A 17,592-nucleotide genomic window follows, 5' to 3' on the forward strand; every position below is an offset into this window, starting at 1 on the left:
GCACGACGAAATCCCGGACTTCTTCACCTTCTGCCGACGCTGAGCCGCCCCTCATCGTCGGCAGAAGATTGAGGGAGCGAGTCGGGACCGTGATGCTCGCACGCGTAGGTTGACTGGCTGCGCGTAGACGTATGCGGCATTATCAGCGGATCGGTAAGCATCGCGACGGGCCGCGTACCGGGATTATCCGGTGCGCGGCCCGTCGGGTCACATCCAATACCTTGGATTACTTGGATATTCTGACGCCCTTTGTAGCAGCTCAGTTCTTGAAGCTGTGGATTGGGGCGGGGATTCGGCCGCCGCGCGACACGAAGGCCTCGCAGCTGGCGGTGTTGACCGGCATGATCGGCGCGTAGCCCATAAGACCGCCGAATTCCGCGGATTCGCCGACACCCTTGCCGATGACCGGAATCACGCGCACGGCGGTTGTCTTCTGGTTGACCATACCGATGGCCGCCTCGTCGGCGATCAGGCCGGAGATGGTGGACGGCGTGGTATCGCCCGGAATCGCAATCATGTCAAGGCCGACCGAGCACACGCACGTCATCGCCTCGAGCTTTTCGATGCGCAGGCAACCGGACGCCGCCGCGTCGATCATGTTCTTGTCCTCGGAAACCGGGATGAACGCGCCGGACAGACCGCCGACATACGAGGACGCCATGATGCCGCCCTTCTTGACCTGGTCGTTAAGCATGGCCAGCGCCGCGGTGGTGCCGGGCGCGCCGACCTGCTCAAGCCCGCATTTCTCAAGCACTTCGCCGACGGAGTCACCGGCAGCGGCGGTCGGAGCAAGCGACAGATCGATGATGCCGAACGGGATGCCGAGCCGGCGCGACGCCTCCTGGGCGACCAGCTGGCCGACACGCGTGATCTTGAACGCGGTGCGCTTGATGGTCTCGCACAGGAATTCGAAATCCTTACCCTTGGCCTCGTCAAGCGCGCGGGAGACCACACCCGGGCCCGAAACACCGACATTGATGACCGCGTCGCCTTCGGTGACGCCATGGAAGCCGCCCGCCATGAACGGGTTGTCATCCGGCGCGTTGCAGAACACCACAAGCTTGGTGCAGCCGTCGCTGTCGGTCTCGCGGGTGGCGTAGGCGACGTCCTTGACGATGTGACCGAGCAGGTAAACCGCGTTCATGTCAATGCCGGTCTTGGTGGAGCCGACGTTCACCGACGAGCACACGATGTCGGTTTCGCTCAGCGCCTGCGGCAGGGAGCGGATGAGCATCTCCTCGGCGGGCGTCATGGATTTGGAAACAAGTGCGGAGTATCCGCCAATCAAGTCAACGCCGACAGTTTTCGCGGCTTTGTCAAGCGCATGGGCGATGCGCACAAAATCCTCGGAGCTCTTGCAAGCACTGGCTCCGACCAGCGAGATCGGCGTGACGGTGATGCGCTTGTTGACGATCGGAATGCCGTAATCGCGTTCGATGGCCTCGCCCGTGGAGACCAGATCCTTGGCGTAGGTGGTGATTTTGCGATAGATGTTGTCGCACACCTCGTCCACAGTGTCGGCAGCGCAGTCAAGCAGGCTGATGCCCATGGTGATGGTGCGCACGTCGAGCTTCTCTTGCTCGATCATCTTGTTGGTCTCGTGGACCTCCATGATATTCAGCATGGTCGTGTCTGTCCTTTTCGATTCGTTCGGTTGCGTTCTTGCGCGGCGATCCGCGTGGTGGATGGACTCAGACGCGATGCATCTTGGTGAAGATCTCTTCACGCTGGCAGCGGATGCGCACGCCGATTTCTTCGCCGAGCTTGTCGAGGTCGTTGACCATGGTGCCGAATTCGTTGTCGGCATTGCTGTAATCGACGATCATCATCATGTTGAAGAACCCGTCGATGATGGTCTGCGAGATGTCGAGGACGTTGACATGGTGACCGGAAAGGTACGTGCAGACGCGGGCGATGATGCCGACGGTGTCCTGGCCTACGACGGTGATGATTGCCTTGTTCATGGATCTCCCTTGGAAAATCGGTGCGATGGTATCCAGATGAATACAAGTATAGGGAATGCACACGTCATCGGGCCGGGAATGTCCGTTTCGGGACGATTTGCCTAAGGCGGAAGGATGCCGACTCGCTGTGCAAAATAGCGGACGTCAAGTCAACGACGCCTGAAGCGGGACACATAAAACAACAGACGCCCGAAACGAACTCGGCATTGTTGCCGACGGTCCGTTCCGGGCATCTCGGCCTTGCTGACGTTCCCCGTGTCAGTCGATCTGTATCAGTCGACGCGGTGCGCCGAAGAGGATGCGACCGCGGCGAGCGCCCGAGGCTGGTGGAATCCATGCACTGCAAACGCGTCGGCAATCTTTTGCGCGACTTCACGGCTGCGTCCCTTGTCTACCAGCGCGATGATGGAGCCGCCGAAGCCGCCGCCGGTCATACGCGCACCGTAGGCGCCGTTCTTGCGGGCCACGTCTACGGCGATGTCCAGCTCGGGGACGGTGACCTCGTAGTCGGCGGCCAGCGAATCGTGGGAAGCGTTGAACAGACGGCCCGCAGCCTTGATGTCGCCCTGAGCGAAGGCACGCACGAAGGAACGCACGCGCTCGATTTCGGTGACGACGTGGCGCACGCGCTTCTTCATGGTCTCGTCAGGCAGGGCGTCAAGCGTTTCCTTGAGGGCCTGGAACTGGTCATCGGCCTTGGAGATGCCGTCGGCGGTAACGCGCAGGTTGGCCACACCGAGAATCTTGGCGGCTTCCTCGCAAGTGGCGCGACGCTGAGCGTACTGGCCATCGTTGAGCTGGTGCGGAGCCTGGGTATCGACCACAAGCAGCTCGAGGTTGTACTTGTCGAGGTCGAACTCCTGCTGGGAGACGTTCTCCAGCGGGGTCAGCTCCGGACGGCAGTCAAGCAGCAGCGCGTGGCCTTCGGTGCAACGCATGGAAGCGTTCTGGTCAAGACCGCCGGTGGAGGCGCCGGCCATCTCGTTCTCGGACTTGATGGCGGCGTTGATGAGGGTCACACGACCGGCATCGGAATCGCCGTAGCCAAGGCCGTACACGTCGTCCAGAGCCAGAGCGGTGGAGCATGTCATGGCGGCAGAAGAGCTTAGGCCGGACCCCAGCGGCACGCAAGAGGTGAAGGCGGCGTCAAAGCCCTTGACCTTGTCAAAGCCAGCCTGGCGCAGTGCCCAAGCTACACCGGTCGGGTAGGCGGACCATCCGTCCACGCCACGGGCCTTGAGCCCGTCAAGGTCAGCTTCGGCCACCTTGTCGGGAGCCACGTCGGAAACGACGCGCACCTTGGTGTCCTCACGCGGCTTGAGCGCGATAAAGGTGCGATGCGGCAACGCGATGGGCAGGCACAGGCCCGCGTTGTAATCGGTGTGCTCGCCGATGAGGTTCACACGCCCCGGTGCCGCCCATACGCCTTCCGGCGCCTCACCGTAGGCCTGTTCGAACAGGTCGCGCGCCGCTTTCGCGCCTTCGGTATCGCTCATCGCGTCAATGAAGGGGATGCTTCCGGCGGCATCCTGCGTTGCATGCTGCTGGATTGTTGTACTCATGATTGTTCCTTTCGGATGATGGTGTCTGATATGCGCCGATGTACGGTTTGCCGCGGCACGCTCAGTCGTCAATGTCGATGGAGCCGAGTTCGTGGAACCGCTTGGCGATGAGCTCCGGCGTCGTGTCGGACACCCATGCGGCCATGCCTGATTCCGAACCCGCAAGATATTTGATCTTGTTCGCCGCCCTGCGGAAGGAGAAGAACTGGAGGTTGAGGCGATAGTTCGCGCGACGGGCGTCATGGATCGGCGCCTGGTGCCATGCGGCGATGTACGGCAGATCCATGCCCTTGCCGTCGCCCTTGTCGAAGAAGGCGTTGCCGCGTTTGAGCAGCGTGGAGTACATCTGCGCCAGATCCCAGCGCTCCTGGTCGTCGAGCTCGTCGATGGTCAACACGTCACGTACGGGGGCGACATGCACTTCCAACGGCCAGCGTGCGGCAGCCGGCACGTAGGCGACCCAGCTGTGGTTGCGCATGACGATCCGCTCCCCCGCTTCGATTTCAGCGTTCATGAGGTCGCGCAGCAGATTGCCGCCCGTGCGCTCATGGTACGCCTCGGTGTGCTGCAACTCGGTTTCCAGTTTGGGCGCGATGAACGGGTAGCAGTAGACCTGACCGTGCGGGTGGGCGAGCGAGACACCGATTTCCTGCCCATGGTTCTCAAATGGGAAAATCTGCTCGATACCGTCGATATGTGAGATTTCAGCGGTACGGAAAGCCCACGCCTCGACAACGGTACGCAACCGGCGCACCGGCAGGTCGGCGGGCAGACCGTGCTCGTTGGGATCGAAGCAGATGACCTCGCACCGGCCGCCGGCCATTTTCTGCTGCCACAACGGGTTGCCGTCGACATTGGTCACCGTGTCCGGCACGCCGGGCACGCGCACCATGGAGGGGAACCGGTTTTCGAAGACGACGACGTTGTAATCCGTGTCGGGCACTTCGCCATCCTGATACGGGTCGTCGGGCTTACGTGCGGCGAGTGGGTTGCCCTTCGCGGTGGCCGCCGGACCGGCGGTGATCGGCCGGTTCATGCGCGCGGTGGCCATGGGGATCCAGTCGCCGGTCAAGGGGTCACGGCGCATCTGCGGTGCGGCATACGGCACCTCGTTGCCGTCGGCGTCCACATGCGGGGCGAACCGGTAGGCAAGATGGCGCGGATCATGCAATTCACGGGTTTTCTCACCGCTGACGTACGCGGGATCATCGTCAAGGTAGAAAAAATCGCGTCCGTCGGCAAGCGTGGTCGGGGTGATGCGGATGTTGGCGCTCGCGTACGCCCCCGGCTGGTAGTACTGCCATGCGGGTGATTGTCTGTTGGTCATGCGGTCTCCTTTGATGGGTGATGGGTGATGATTGATGGGTATGAAGCCTGACACTGTGGCGGAATCCGACGTTCCGCGTGTGGTGTCGGTCGCACCGATGGCAGGCGACGGTGTCTGCCATCGGACAGGTGGTGGTCAGTTGTCGCCGGCTACGCGGGCGTTCGACATACGGACGGCGCGGGTGGAGCGAGTACGACCGGCATCCGAGAGCGCAGCGAAATCGTCTTCGTCGTCGAGCGGGGCGGCGTATCCTGCTGCCCCGGCTGCGGCATGGCTGCCGACGTGTTCGGCGACGACGCCGTTTTCCGTCGGGTGCGCCCGGTGCCGCGGACGGTCTGCCTCATCGGGGTTGTCTTGTTTGGCGAGGACGAGTTCTTTAACCAGATCGCGGGTTTTGGCGACGGAATCAGGGTCGAGACCATCGTCGGTGATCACGGTGTCGACTTGGTCGAAGCTGGCGAACAGGGACAGCGAGGTGCTGCTCCATTTCGTGTGGTCCGTAAGGATGATGGTGCGGTCGGCGATGTCCATCATGGCCATGTCGGTGGCCGCTTCCAGCGAGTTGGGCATGAGGAAGCCGCGTGGGATGGACACCGAGTGTGTGCCGAGGAATACGGTGTTCACGCGTAGGGATTGGACGACTTTGTCCGCGATCGGCCCGACCAGTGAGTTAGAACGGGTGATGACGCCTCCGGTGACGATGACTTCGACGTCCTTGGATTCGAGCGCTTGGACGAGTTCGGCCACGGGGATTGAGTTGGTGAGGATGGTGATGCCGCTGGACTGCTGGGATTCGAGCAGATGTTGGGCGAACACGTAGGCGGTGGTGCCGCCGCCGATGGCGATGACGTCGCCCGGTGAGACATAGTTGACCGCTTCCTGTGCAATGGCGTCTTTGAGGCCGATGTCCATTTGTGATTTGACGGAGAACAGGGGCTCGCTCAGCAGGGTGCTGGTGGTCACTGCACCGCCGTGAACGCGTTTGAGCAGACCTTTGTCGGCGAGTTCGGCGATATCACGGCGAACGGTCATGGCGGATACGCCGAGCTCTTTGGACAGCGCGGTGATGCGTACCGCACCGCGGGTGCGCAGTCTGCTGAGGATCAGATGCTGACGTTGTGACGAAATCATATGAACATTATCGCACATATTTGCGCACACAAGTGACAGTGTTGAGCGGTAAACGCTCGAGCTGACGCGCAAAGTTCACAAAAACGCTATGTTTTCCGCATATTCCATGAATGAGACGCACAAAAACGAACGTGTATGCACACGCACTATCGGCGTGTCGCACGCCGTCCGGCACCCCGGGCACAGGCCGAACGCATCCGCGCAACACCCCACACGGTGACACAACGCATCGCCTCAGCAACAATCGCGGAATCCATTTTCGACACACCGCGCCGACGCTCCGGAAACACGATCGGCACTTCAAGAATCCTGCCGCCCGCCGCCGCGACACGCCTCGTCATATCGATCTGGAAGACATACCCGTTCGCCTGCACCGAACGCAAATCCAAGCTGCGCAGCATATCAGCCCTGTACGCGCGGAATCCTGCGGTCATGTCATGCACGCCGACCCCCAACATCAGCCGCGCATACCACGAACCGCATCGCGAAATCAGATCCCGATACCACGGCCAGCCCTCCGTACGGCCGCCGGGCACACGACGCGAACCAATCACCAGATCCACGCCACGATCACACCGTATTACCCGAAGCATCCGCGCCAAATCCTGCGGCCGGTGCGACCCATCCATATCCATCTCGCACACCACGTCATACCCACGGTCAAGCGCCCACGTGAAACCCGCCAAATACGCGGGTCCCAACCCGCCCTTACCTTTGCGATGCACCACATGGATATGGCCGTTGTCCCGCGCCATCCGGTCGGCAAGCTCACCGGTACCGTCCGGCGAACCATCATCGACCACCAGCACGTCAACACCCGGATTGTACGCGAACACACCATCCAGCGTGGTACGCAGATTCTCCCGCTCGTTGTACGTGGGCATCACCACACACACGCTGCCGCCGACAGGCGCAGCCAATTCCGCAGATGCTGCCATGCTTCCCCTTTCACAACGTTCAGGCTTGAGACTGTGCATCACTGTACCCGTGTTTGTTGCGAACACGCTGACAACAGTGCCACAATATGAGGTATGAGTTACGTTTCCGAACAGCCGTTGCACGACGCCGTCAACAAGGCAACCACCGACCTTTTCACTTTCGGCTACAAGCACATCGTCAAACCGTTCTTCGTGTTCAACCACACGCCCGACGTGGCGCACGACCAGATGATCGAATTCTGCCGGGTCACCCGCAACATCCCGCCGCTCATGTGGCTGCTGCGCGAAATGCTCGACTACACCGACCCTGTTCTCGAAACCGACGTCATGGGCGTACACTTCGATAACCCGTTCGGCCTGTCCGCGGGGCTCGACAAAAACTGTGACATGCCCGTACTGCTCGACAACGCCGGATTCGGATTCGAAACAGTCGGCTCCGCCACCGCCCGCCCCTGCGCCGGCAATCCGAAGCCATGGTTCCACCGGCTGCCCGAATACGATTCGATGATCGTGCACGTCGGACTGGCCAACGACGGCAGCGAGCAGGTGATCGCCCGGGCGGAACGCGCGTGGGACAAAGCCAAAAGCATGCAAGTATCCGTATCCATCGCACGGACGAACGACGAGTTGTGCGGCGACATCGACGAAGGTATCGAAGACTACTGCACCTCCATGCGTCGGGCCGCAGGACGATCCTCGATGATCGAAGTCAACATCTCCTGCCCAAACACGCATGTCGGCGAACCGTTCGGCGAACCGGACAACCTCGACCGCCTGTTCACCGCACTGGATGCAATCGAACACCCGCAACCGGTACTCGTCAAAATGCCGTTGAACAAGACATGGCCCGAATACCGCGAACTGCTTGACGTGCTCGCTGAACATCACGTGCAAGGCGTCAGCATCGCGAACCTGCAAAAAGACCGCAGCGACATGGAAATCCCGGCAGCATGGCAAGGCGGACTGAGCGGCGGGCCAACCTACCGGGCAAGCAACGCGCTGATCCGGCAAGCCTACCGCGAGTACGGCGACCGGTTCGCCATCGCCGGCATCGGTGGTGTATTCACCCCCAAGCAGGCGTACGAGAAAATCCGTTCGGGTTCGAGCCTGGTCATGTTCATCTCCTCGCTCATGTACCGCGGACCCCAGCAGATCACCGTACTGAAACGCGGGTTGGCGCAACTGCTGCGCGAGGACGGTTTCGAACACGTCAGCGACGCGGTCGGTATTGACGCCTGACCGCGCGAGGTCTCGAACGTGGGGGGAGTTTTGCGCAATATTGCGGGAGACTCCCCACGTTTTGCTGTTGAACGGCACATCGGCCCGATATACGGGGACGCGGGCTGTGGCATACGCGACCGCCATCGAACCGGCCTGACCAACATGCCCGTTGTGTGAGCTGATCCTCACACAACCACCGCCAGCCACACCCACGCCACCAATCCGACCCAACCCGCCACAATGTGAGCCAATCCTCACACAGTCACGCCTCAGGACCACGAACCGTCTAAACCACTTGTCCTGCCCATCCCGTACCGGCCGACAGCTCGCCGATATGACCGACAACACATCGACAAAACCACTGTGCAAAGTCAATACCCAAATTGCACACAATACGGACGCCAATATTCGCCTGTTTGCGGGCGTCGCCACTATCATGGTGTTGTGTGTATGCGCGGTCGCATGGTTGTTGGTGTTGCGCCGACGCGAAACCGCACGACGCGCAATCCCAGTGCAAACAAGAGAAGAATCACGGTAACAAAGTCAAGGAGGAACCGGCGATGCGACTGCGGCCCCCGGCCCAAATCCCCGGATATACGCCCGTCAAACAACTGGGCTCCGGTTCCGAAGCTGACGTGTACCTGTACCAGCAGCACTCCCCCACCCGACAGGTGGCTATCAAAATCAGCAAAAGAACGCTTGACCCGCAAGCCGCCGCCAGTTTCCGTACCGAAGCGAATTTCATGGGGCAGGTTTCGTCACACCCGTATATTCTTTCCGTATTCGACAGCGGCGTCACCGCCGACGGCTGCGGCTACGCTGTGTTCGAATACGCTCCGGGCGGCAATTACAAGACGTTCCTGGAGCATGATCGCCTCAGCGCGAATGAGATGCTGACGGTCGGCATTGATTTGGCGAGCGCGCTGTTCACTGCGCATCGTAAGGGTATTGTTCATCGTGATATCAAACCGAGCAATATTTTGATCAATGCGCAGCGTATGCCGTTGTTGGCTGATTTCGGTATTGCCGGGTCGATTTATGGGGGTCCCGGCGTGGGGTTCACGATCGCTTGGGCTCCGCCGGAAGTCTTGTCCCGCAGTGGTGGGGGCAATGAGTCGTCTGACATATTCTCGTTGGCGGCCACGCTGTTCGCGCTGGTGATGGGCAAGTCGCCGTATGAGTATGCGTATGCCGATCTGCTGGGCGATGCGCGGGGTGCGGATCGGGCGAAACGGTTGCAGCAGATTGTATGTGACAAACCGTTGCCCGCGTTTCATTGTCCTGAGATTCCTGCGCCGGTGGGGCGTGTGTTGCGTCAAGCGCTGAGTTATGCGCCGGAGGACCGGTATTATTCCGCGTTGGAGTTCGCGCGTGCCATGCAGCGGGTGCAACGTGAGGTGTATGGGCATGCGATGCGGACCACGGTTGAGGGGGTCCCGGATTTTCCGCCGGATATGCGTCCGCGCCGGGAGAGCGCCGCCAAGCCTGCTGATCTGCCACGTACACGGCGCTCATGGGGGCGGCCGTTGGCTGTCACGTTGGCGGTGATTGCCGCGCTGGCCGCGGTAATGGTGGTGTTTGTTGTCGCGGTGGCGCCGCATATGGATGCCGCATCCGATACGAATAGGGTGCAGGTGCATGGTTCGGGGTCCGGCGGGAGCGTTTCCCCGCGTAACGACAGTGATCCGGATGCGGCGGTGTCTTCCGGTAGTGTTCCCAGTGTCACTGGGCTGGCTGGCACGTATTCCGCTTCGGGGGATACGGTGACGTTCACGTGGACGAATCCGTCGCCGCGTGATGGTGATGCGTACGCGTGGTCGTCTGTCGGCGATGCGGAGAATTCAACGGATTCGCAGGGCACGATTACGGAGTCGACGAGTGTTGAGGTTGATGCGTCCGGCGAGGTGCAAACCTGCATTCAGGTGAGTCTGATTCGTAAGAACAGGCAGATGTCTGACACGCCTGCGATCGCGTGTGCCACCAGGCCATGAATCAGCAGGAAGACAGCAGTCGGGTGTTTGAGGGAAGAGTCGATCGATGAACAACAGCAGTATGGGCAGGCCGGCGGCGCATTCGCCTATGCGCCATTCACGGTTCGGGGCAGTACGCCGGCTGGTGTCTTCCGGCAGGCGACGGTGGGTCACGCCGGTGGTCATGCTGGTGTTGCTGTTGGGGATTGTCGCGGGGGCGATTATCGTCAGTTCGGTGACACAACCGCATGTGCAGCTTGATGACGGCACAGTGTGGGTCACGTCGCTGAAAGATCATAAGGCTGCACGGTTCAACGTGAAGAACCGGGACGCCGATGCCGGTGTCGCCTCGAAGGCCGCACGATTCGATATCGCCCAGCATGATGGCGACACGGTGCTTTCCGAAGGCACGAAAGCCAGTAATATCGCGGCTTCCACGGTCAGTGAGAGCGGCAATACGACGATGACGTCGGATATGGAAACCGTGGTCGGCGGTTCGACGGTGGCGCTGTTCAACGCCAAAACAGGCAACGTGTGGGTGGGGTCCGCCTCGGATGTGGAATCCATGAACCCCACCGCCGACGCTCCGAATATGAAACTTGGCGCGGGCAGTGCGATTGCGGTGACGCATGACGGTACGGTGTACGGCTATCGTGCTTCCGATCACACGGTGATGAGTGTTGACGGGCCGCAGGGCACGCTCGCCGCAGTCGGCAGCATTCCAGGCGCGTCGAGTGCGGAATCGTTCACTGTGGTGGGCGGTACCCCGGTTGTCGCCGGCAATGGCAAAGTGTTCTGGCCGTCCGGCAATGTGACGATAGGGCTGACGGGCAGGGCGGTATTGCAAGCCCCGTCCACTGACGGCAGGCAGCGGGACTGGGTGGCGGTGTCGACGCCACGTGGCATCGCGACGGTTGATTTGCGCAGCAAGAAGGTCGTGCCACTGTCGAATTCCGGCAAGGGGGATGCGGCGCGGCCGGTGTCGACCGGGGGTTGCGTGTTCGCGGCATGGTCGCAGCGTGCCAACAACTACGTGTCGGTGTGTGATGCTCATGGCGTCAGCGCGAAGTTCTCGTCGTTGGAATCGGTCAATCCGACTTCACAGCTGGTGTTCCGTACGAATCATCGCCTGGTGGTGCTCAACGATGTCATCAACGGCAATGTGTGGAATCCGCAGGAGTCCACGAAAGTCATCAAAATCCAGTGGAACAAGGTGGACACCAAGCAGTCCAAGCAGCAGGAGCAGAATAATGACAGCGCGAACAACCAACGTCATTTCAGTAAAACCTGCTCCTCTCAATCCGGGCAGATCAAAGCGCAGGATGATGCGTTCGGCGCTCGGACGGGTTCGCAGCAGATTCTTGATGTGCTGCGCAATGATGAGCAGACCGATTGTTCGGTGCTGCGCATCGATTCGGTGAGCGCTCCCGATGGGGCCGATATCAAGGTTTCTCCGATTTATGATGGCCGGTATCTTCAGCTTGACGCTTCAGCGGCGTCGGCTGGTTCTGTGACGTTCAGCTATACCATTTCCGATGGTCGCGGTCAGACATCCAGCGCCAACGTGTCGCTTGACCTTACGGCGGGAGCCAATCGCGCGCCACTGCAAATCGACACTCCCCCGGAGTTTGATGTCGAGCAGGGGGCTTCGACCACAGTCAACGCGTCGGGCAGTTTCCGCGATCCCGACGGCGATCCGCTGACCTTGGTGTCAGCGACCCCGCAGAACACCGATCAGGTGACGGTTTCCACGCGTGCCGACGGCCAGCTGGTGTTCAACGCCGGTTCGATGTCTTCAGGGCGTGCAGGTATCGAGGTCACCGTGTCCGACGGTCTGCAAATCGGCACCGGCATGATCTACTTTTCAGTGAAACCGGCGAATACGCTCGCCGCCACTATTGATCCCGTGGTCAGGCAGACCACGCCGGATACTCGCACCACGATCGCGTTGAAGCAGTATGTTCATGGCACGTCGCTCGAGCCGGCACAACTGACCGCGGTGGAATCCCCTGCCGGCGTGTCCGCCACGATGAATGCGACCGATATGTCGATCACGTTCAGTGCGAGCGATCCGGGCACGTACTATGTGCCGTACACTATCACGCAAGGGTCCGTTCCGACGACCGGCCTGGTTCGTGTGGACGTGCAGGCCGTCACCGGGGATGCCGCCAAACCGGTCGCGGCGAACGATGTCGCGTTGCTTGGTGCGGACAATACCGCGATTGTGGAACCGTTGGCCAATGATGTCGACCCGTTGGGCGGCGTACTGTCGGTGACCAGTGTCGCCGCCGACTCGCAGAGCGGCATCAAAACAGGCATCGTCGGCAATAAGCGGGTGTATATTACGGCGCGACGCGTCCCGACCCAACCGGTGCAACTCACGTACACGGTGGCCAATGCCGCCGGATCGTCAACCGGTGTGATCACCTTGCAGCCGCCGGCGCTGACAAGCTCGAATTCCGTGCCGAAGGCGGGCAATATCACCGCCCAGGTGCGTACCGGCGGCATCGTGTCCGTGGACGTGCTCGACCATGTCACATACTCCGATGGCACTACGGTGAAGTTGCAGAACAATCTTGAGGTCGACAAGCATACGTTCAAGGGGCTGGTGTTTGTCTCCGGCGATACCGTGCGCTACCAAGCCAGCCGGCAGACCGGTTCCTTCCCCGTCACGTACACGGTGAAAGACAACCTCGGCAATACGGCTTCCGCCACCATCACCATCAACGTGCATGAGAAGGACGCTTCGAACAAGGCGGCTCCGACGCCGGCCGACGTCGAAGCGCAGGTCGCCGCCGGGCAGAAAGTCCAGATCCCGGTTACGCTCACCGGCATCGATCCGGACGGTGATGACGTGCAGCTGCTCGGCTTGGGCAACAAGGCGCCGAAACTCGGTCGTATCACCGAAGTGGGCGCCACGTATCTGGTGTATGAGGCGTACGCGGATTCTACGGGCACCGACACATTCTCGTATGCGGTGGAGGATTGGACCGGACAGCGGGCAACCGCGCAAATCCGCGTCGGCGTGTTCTCTTCCGGCGCGGATTCAGGCGTGTATGCGCGTGACGATGAGATCACGTTGCGTCCAAACACCGCAACCACCGTCCCAGTCGCCCAGAATGATATCTCCGGTGACAGCACGGACCTGACCGTGGGCAAGCATGTCGAATCGCAAGGCATCAGCGGTATCAGCGTGAGCGACAACATGCTCTCGTTCACTACGCCGAAGCAGCCGGGAACGTATTACGTGGCGTACACCGTGAACAACAAGGCGGGCCTGTCCGATACCGCGACGTTAACGGTGAATGTCGATGCGAACGCCCCCATCGACCCGCCGACCGCCTACGATTATCGTGTGCCCGCGGCCGCGACCATCGACAAGAAATCCGTGGATGTGGACGTCTCCCAGTGGATCGCGAACCCTTCAGGCACCGCTGATGAACTCCAAGTTGGTGTGGATCCGTCCGCCGCCGATCATGCGCATGTCAAGGGCGGTAAAGGTTCCACAACCATCAGCGTGGATCTGACCGATGAGGCGCGTGCCGTGCCGTACACCGTGACGAACACGACGTACGGCATTACTTCCACCGCGTTCATCCAAGTGCCGGCCTACGGCGTGTTCCCGCCGACCTTACGGCCGAAAGCCCCGGCGTTGAAAGTCAACGCACATGAGACCATCACCATCAATATCGCCGATTACGTGCGTGTGGGGGCCGGAAAAACCGCGTACGTGGATGACGCCGGTTCGGTGAGCGCCACCAAAGCCGCGAACAACGACCTGTATGTCAATGATCAAACGTTGCGGTTCACCGCCCCGAAGGATTATGCGGGGCCGGCATCCATCACCTTCACCGCGGTGGATGGCAAACGCAGCAAAGGCGATAGCGTGAAAATCGTCAATTCGGCGGTGCTGACCCTGCCGATCACGGTAATCGGGCGTGACGTGCCCGCGCCGACATTCTCCTCCCCCACGGTTGACGTGGCAGCCGGGGAAAGCGCCACCACCATCGATTTGACCGCGCTGACGCATTCGCCTTCCGGATTATACGACGATGAGAAGCAGTACACGTATGCCGGAGGCGCGAACTCCAATGGGGTTGACGCGAAAGTGAGCGCTGCCGGCAAACTGACGGTTTCCGCAAGCAAAACCGCCGCGCCCGGCACCACGGTGAGCGTGCCGGTGAATATCACGTATGCGAAAGGCACGGTGAATGCCGGCGTGACCGTACGAGTCACCGCATCCAACCGGCCGTTGGCGCGGGTCAGCGGCAAAACCGTGAACATCAAGGCGGGGTCAAGCCAACAGGTCAATATGCTGGCCGACGCATACAACCCGTTCCCTGACACGCCGTTGACCGTCACCGATTGCACGGCGGACAAGGGCGCGAAATTCATCGTGACCTGCCCGTCCAACGGCGTGATTTCCATCACCGCGTCCTCTGATATCGGGGCGAGCAACAACACGGTGGTCGTAACCGTGCGTGACGCCACCCAGACGCGGGAACGTGAGACGACCGGCACCATCAACGTCGCCGTAAGCGATAAGCCCGACGCGCCGCTGCTGTCAGCCGTGTCCACCAAGCCGCAGGATGGCAGAATCGATTTGAACTGGACCGCCGGGTCAGCGAACGGCAGTCCGATCACCGAATACAAGGTCCTGTGGAGCGGCGCCGGGAGCGGCGAGCGCTCATGCGGGGCGGCGACCTCATGCACGATTGACGGTTTGAGCAACGGCAAAACCTACACGTTCAAGGTGCGAGCCAAGAACGAGGTCGGCTGGTCCAAGGAGTCCAATGCCGTGGAAGGTACGCCGGACAAGCTGCCGGACGCACCAACCGACGTGAGTATCGAAGGCGGGGAGCGTACGATCACCGTCACATGGAAAGCCCCGAGCGGCAATTTCTCTGCGATTGACAATTATCGGGTCACGTTGAGCGGGACGAACGCGCCGGCACCGCAGGAAACCACCGGTACCAGCGTCACGTTCCCCATCGACGACAACGCCATCATCGACGGCGTTTCCTACAAGGCGACCGTCCAATCCCATAACAAGGTGAATTGGAGCCAGCCGTCCAAACAGTCCGGGGATGCGAAACCGTGGGGTAAGCCCGATGCCCCGCATATCACGGTGACGAATGACGACACCAAGGGGACGCTCACCGTCGAATCGGTTGGCAATACCCGCAACGCGGGCTGCAAGGCGGTCGAATTGTCCGGCGATCTTGACTTCACGGTGGCATGCGACGGGTCGAAGACGTTCGATATTCCGGAACATGACCTCAATACGAAGGAATACACCGTTCATGCCAGCGTCGTCGGCGACAAGGCGACGCGCAGCGACCCGGCGACGGTGAAGTTCACGCCTCATTACACAGTGGAGACACCGGCTTCGGTCAAAGTCTCAAGCAAGGGCGACACGTGCAAGGTCGAGTGGACCAAGCGCGGCCATGCCGACGGGTTCACCGTGCAGGCGGCCGGCTTCGTCCCGTACGTCGCCGAAGCGTCCGAACGGTCGCATGATTTCACACTCGCCCCATGGCAGGCGTGCACCACCGGCAGTGTCGCGCAGATGTTCAATGGTGCGGCAAGCGACATGGTTGCCGACGCCCTGGCCCAACCGTATGTGAACAAGAAGAAGGCGCAGATCACCGTGCCGAGTTTGCGTTGGAACGCGAAGGACGCGAATATCATCGACGTTGACGGCGGAGTGGTGACCACGTACGGTCAGGCAGGAACCAGTGCAATCGTGTTCAAAGCCAACGGCAAGTCGTGGACTGTCGCATGGACGCCCGGCACCCATGCGCTGGATGTCAAGGATCTGTTGCCGGCGGGAGCCGACTACACGTGGAGCGTGAACGTGACAGGCGCAGATCCGGCATTGAGCAACGCCAAGGACGGCGGGCGGCTGCTGGACAAAGACCGGGTCGCGCCGCCCGCACCACAGCCCGATCCAAGTCCGAATTCCAGCGCCAATCCGAGCGCGAGCCCGACAACATCCGCGAAACCAGCGGAACCCGCTTCCGTCAGGATGCCGTTCCCACGTCGCCCAGGCATCCGAATCCTGCAATCGCAGGATGACGCGACGGCATGGATGAGCACACGGACTATCGCAGCAATGACAACCCAACAGCAAGGAGCAACCCATGAGCACTGACAACAGCGACGCAACCCAGTTGGGTTCCATCGGCCACACCCCGCGTGTGCCCGCCCAACCGCATGGTCCGCAGCAGCCGTCCATCCCCACGCTCGGCCAGCAGCCGGCATTGCCGGTGCATGAACCGGATGCGGACACGGAAAGCACCGTGCTGAGCACGCATACCACAACGAACCCGGCGACACCGACAGTACCGGCGACACCGACGCGTCCGATACAACCGGCACAACAAGTACAACCACAGCCCACACAGCGCGCCTCCTCACAACCTGCCCGGCCCACAACCTCCCGCCCGGCCGCCGCTTCCGGCCTGATGTCCGCCCCGCCCGAAGACATCATCCGATTCCATGACACCTTCCGCAAACTGGTCGACAACGTCTCCCAGGTCGTGGTCGGCAAGGAGACACCGATCCGCCAGTGCGTCACCGCCCTTGTGGTCGGCGGGCATATCCTGCTCGAAGACAATCCGGGAACCGGCAAAACCCAGTTGGCCCGAGGCTTGGCCAACTCGATCGACATGCCGTTCAAACGTATCCAGTTCACGCCTGACCTCCTGCCATCCGACGTGGTCGGCGTCACCTACTACGACCAGAAGCGCGGCGAATTCGAATACCGTGAAGGCCCGATTTTCGCGTCCATCGTACTGGCCGACGAGATCAACCGCGCCTCGCCGAAAACCCAGTCTGCGCTGCTTGAGGTCATGGAAGAGCAGAATGTCACCGTCGACGGGGTCACCCACCCGGTACCGCAACCGTTCATGGTCATCGCCACCCAGAATCCGATCGAACAGCTCGGCACATACAAGCTGCCTGAAGCGCAGATGGACCGGTTCCTCATCAAAACCACCATCGGATACCCGAGCCATGAGGCCAGCGTCAACATCCTCAAGCAGGTCAACGTCACCGACCGTGCCGCCACCGTGCATCCGGTGCTCACCGGCGAAGACATCCTGCGCATGCGCCAAGTCGGCGAGCGCATGCATCTCGATGATGCCATCGTCGAATACATTGTGCGTCTGGTGGAGGCGACCCGTCATCATGAGCGTATCCAGGTCGGTTCCTCCATGCGTGGCGCGCTCGCGTTGACCCGTTGCGCTCGCGTGTGGGCGGCGGCTGATAATCGCGGGTATGTGGTGCCTGATGATGTGAAGAGTCTTGCCGTGGTGGTGCTTGCGCATCGTATCACGCTCACTGCCGAATCCACGTTCGCGGGGTTGACCGCGCAGCAGGTGGTTGAGCAGATTCTTGATGATGTTCCCGCACCGCACGTGGGCGCCAACGCCTGAACCACACATGGGGCACACGCCCTCACAGTTTGAAAGGTCG

9 protein-coding genes and 1 pseudogene are annotated in these 17,592 nt (G+C 61.1%); 4 read left to right on the plus strand and 6 right to left on the minus strand.

The genetic code is table 11. The annotated features are described in order from the left end of the window. Positions 1 to 259 precede the first annotated feature (259 nt). The 6 genes and pseudogenes from BBOU_RS03695 to BBOU_RS03720 all read right to left on the minus strand — a co-directional run bounded on the left by BBOU_RS03695 (position 260) and on the right by BBOU_RS03720 (position 6,922). Positions 260 to 1,624 (minus strand): PFL family protein, encoded by a 1,365-nt coding sequence (locus BBOU_RS03695; protein WP_026502821.1) that lies wholly within the window; start codon positions 1,622 to 1,624, stop codon positions 260 to 262. A 67-nt stretch (positions 1,625 to 1,691) separates the two neighbouring features. After that, a complete protein-coding gene (locus BBOU_RS03700) occupies positions 1,692 to 1,964 on the minus strand; it encodes an ACT domain-containing protein (protein WP_015449974.1) in 273 nt (90 codons plus the stop codon). Positions 1,965 to 2,236: 272 nt separating this feature from the next. Further along, positions 2,237 to 3,460, minus strand: a complete 1,224-nt coding sequence (gene galK, locus BBOU_RS03705; RefSeq protein ID WP_033489914.1) for a galactokinase — start codon at positions 3,458 to 3,460, stop codon at positions 2,237 to 2,239. 127 nt (positions 3,461 to 3,587) lie between these two features. Next, complete coding sequence (gene galT, locus BBOU_RS03710) at positions 3,588 to 4,853, minus strand: galactose-1-phosphate uridylyltransferase (protein ID WP_026502823.1); 1,266 nt, start codon at positions 4,851 to 4,853, stop codon at positions 3,588 to 3,590. Between the two features lie 339 nt (positions 4,854 to 5,192). After that, positions 5,193 to 5,984: pseudogene (locus tag BBOU_RS03715) on the minus strand (DeoR/GlpR family DNA-binding transcription regulator); the annotation flags it as partial. 146 nt (positions 5,985 to 6,130) lie between these two features. Continuing rightward, positions 6,131 to 6,922 (minus strand): polyprenol monophosphomannose synthase, encoded by a 792-nt coding sequence (locus tag BBOU_RS03720; protein ID WP_051616696.1) that lies wholly within the window; start codon positions 6,920 to 6,922, stop codon positions 6,131 to 6,133. A gap of 93 nt (positions 6,923 to 7,015) precedes the next feature. Between BBOU_RS03720 and BBOU_RS03725 the strand changes: the two genes are divergently transcribed. From BBOU_RS03725 to BBOU_RS03740, 4 genes are all read left to right on the plus strand, one after another. Beyond that, positions 7,016 to 8,161: a quinone-dependent dihydroorotate dehydrogenase gene (locus BBOU_RS03725; protein WP_026502826.1), complete on the plus strand. Its 1,146-nt coding sequence runs from the start codon at positions 7,016 to 7,018 to the stop codon at positions 8,159 to 8,161. 542 nt (positions 8,162 to 8,703) lie between these two features. After that, positions 8,704 to 10,134, plus strand: a complete 1,431-nt coding sequence (locus tag BBOU_RS03730; protein ID WP_026502827.1) for a serine/threonine-protein kinase — start codon at positions 8,704 to 8,706, stop codon at positions 10,132 to 10,134. An 88-nt stretch (positions 10,135 to 10,222) separates the two neighbouring features. Next, complete coding sequence (locus tag BBOU_RS03735; RefSeq protein ID WP_420885345.1) at positions 10,223 to 16,267, plus strand: Ig-like domain-containing protein; 6,045 nt, start codon at positions 10,223 to 10,225, stop codon at positions 16,265 to 16,267. Continuing rightward, positions 16,257 to 17,552 (plus strand): AAA family ATPase, encoded by a 1,296-nt coding sequence (locus BBOU_RS03740; protein WP_026502828.1) that lies wholly within the window; start codon positions 16,257 to 16,259, stop codon positions 17,550 to 17,552. Before BBOU_RS03735 ends, BBOU_RS03740 begins: the two co-directional genes overlap by 11 nt. Positions 17,553 to 17,592 lie beyond the last annotated feature (40 nt).

This window comes from Bifidobacterium boum, assembly GCF_000741535.1.
Lineage (GTDB): Bacteria > Actinomycetota > Actinomycetes > Actinomycetales > Bifidobacteriaceae > Bifidobacterium > Bifidobacterium boum.

What these genes read in the sequence shown, in the direction of transcription:
- BBOU_RS03730 (WP_026502827.1), top strand. Translation starts at nt 8,704, where the DNA reads ATGCGACTGCGGCCCCCGGCCCAAATCCCCGGATATACGCCCGTCAAA.
- BBOU_RS03725 (WP_026502826.1), top strand. Translation starts at nt 7,016, where the DNA reads ATGAGTTACGTTTCCGAACAGCCGTTGCACGACGCCGTCAACAAGGCA.
- galK (WP_033489914.1), bottom strand. Translation starts at nt 3,460, where the DNA reads ATGAGCGATACCGAAGGCGCGAAAGCGGCGCGCGACCTGTTCGAACAG.
- BBOU_RS03700 (WP_015449974.1), bottom strand. Translation starts at nt 1,964, where the DNA reads ATGAACAAGGCAATCATCACCGTCGTAGGCCAGGACACCGTCGGCATC.
- BBOU_RS03720 (WP_051616696.1), bottom strand. Translation starts at nt 6,922, where the DNA reads ATGGCAGCATCTGCGGAATTGGCTGCGCCTGTCGGCGGCAGCGTGTGT.
- BBOU_RS03735 (WP_420885345.1), top strand. Translation starts at nt 10,223, where the DNA reads ATGCGCCATTCACGGTTCGGGGCAGTACGCCGGCTGGTGTCTTCCGGC.
- BBOU_RS03695 (WP_026502821.1), bottom strand. Translation starts at nt 1,624, where the DNA reads ATGCTGAATATCATGGAGGTCCACGAGACCAACAAGATGATCGAGCAA.
- BBOU_RS03740 (WP_026502828.1), top strand. Translation starts at nt 16,257, where the DNA reads ATGAGCACTGACAACAGCGACGCAACCCAGTTGGGTTCCATCGGCCAC.
- galT (WP_026502823.1), bottom strand. Translation starts at nt 4,853, where the DNA reads ATGACCAACAGACAATCACCCGCATGGCAGTACTACCAGCCGGGGGCG.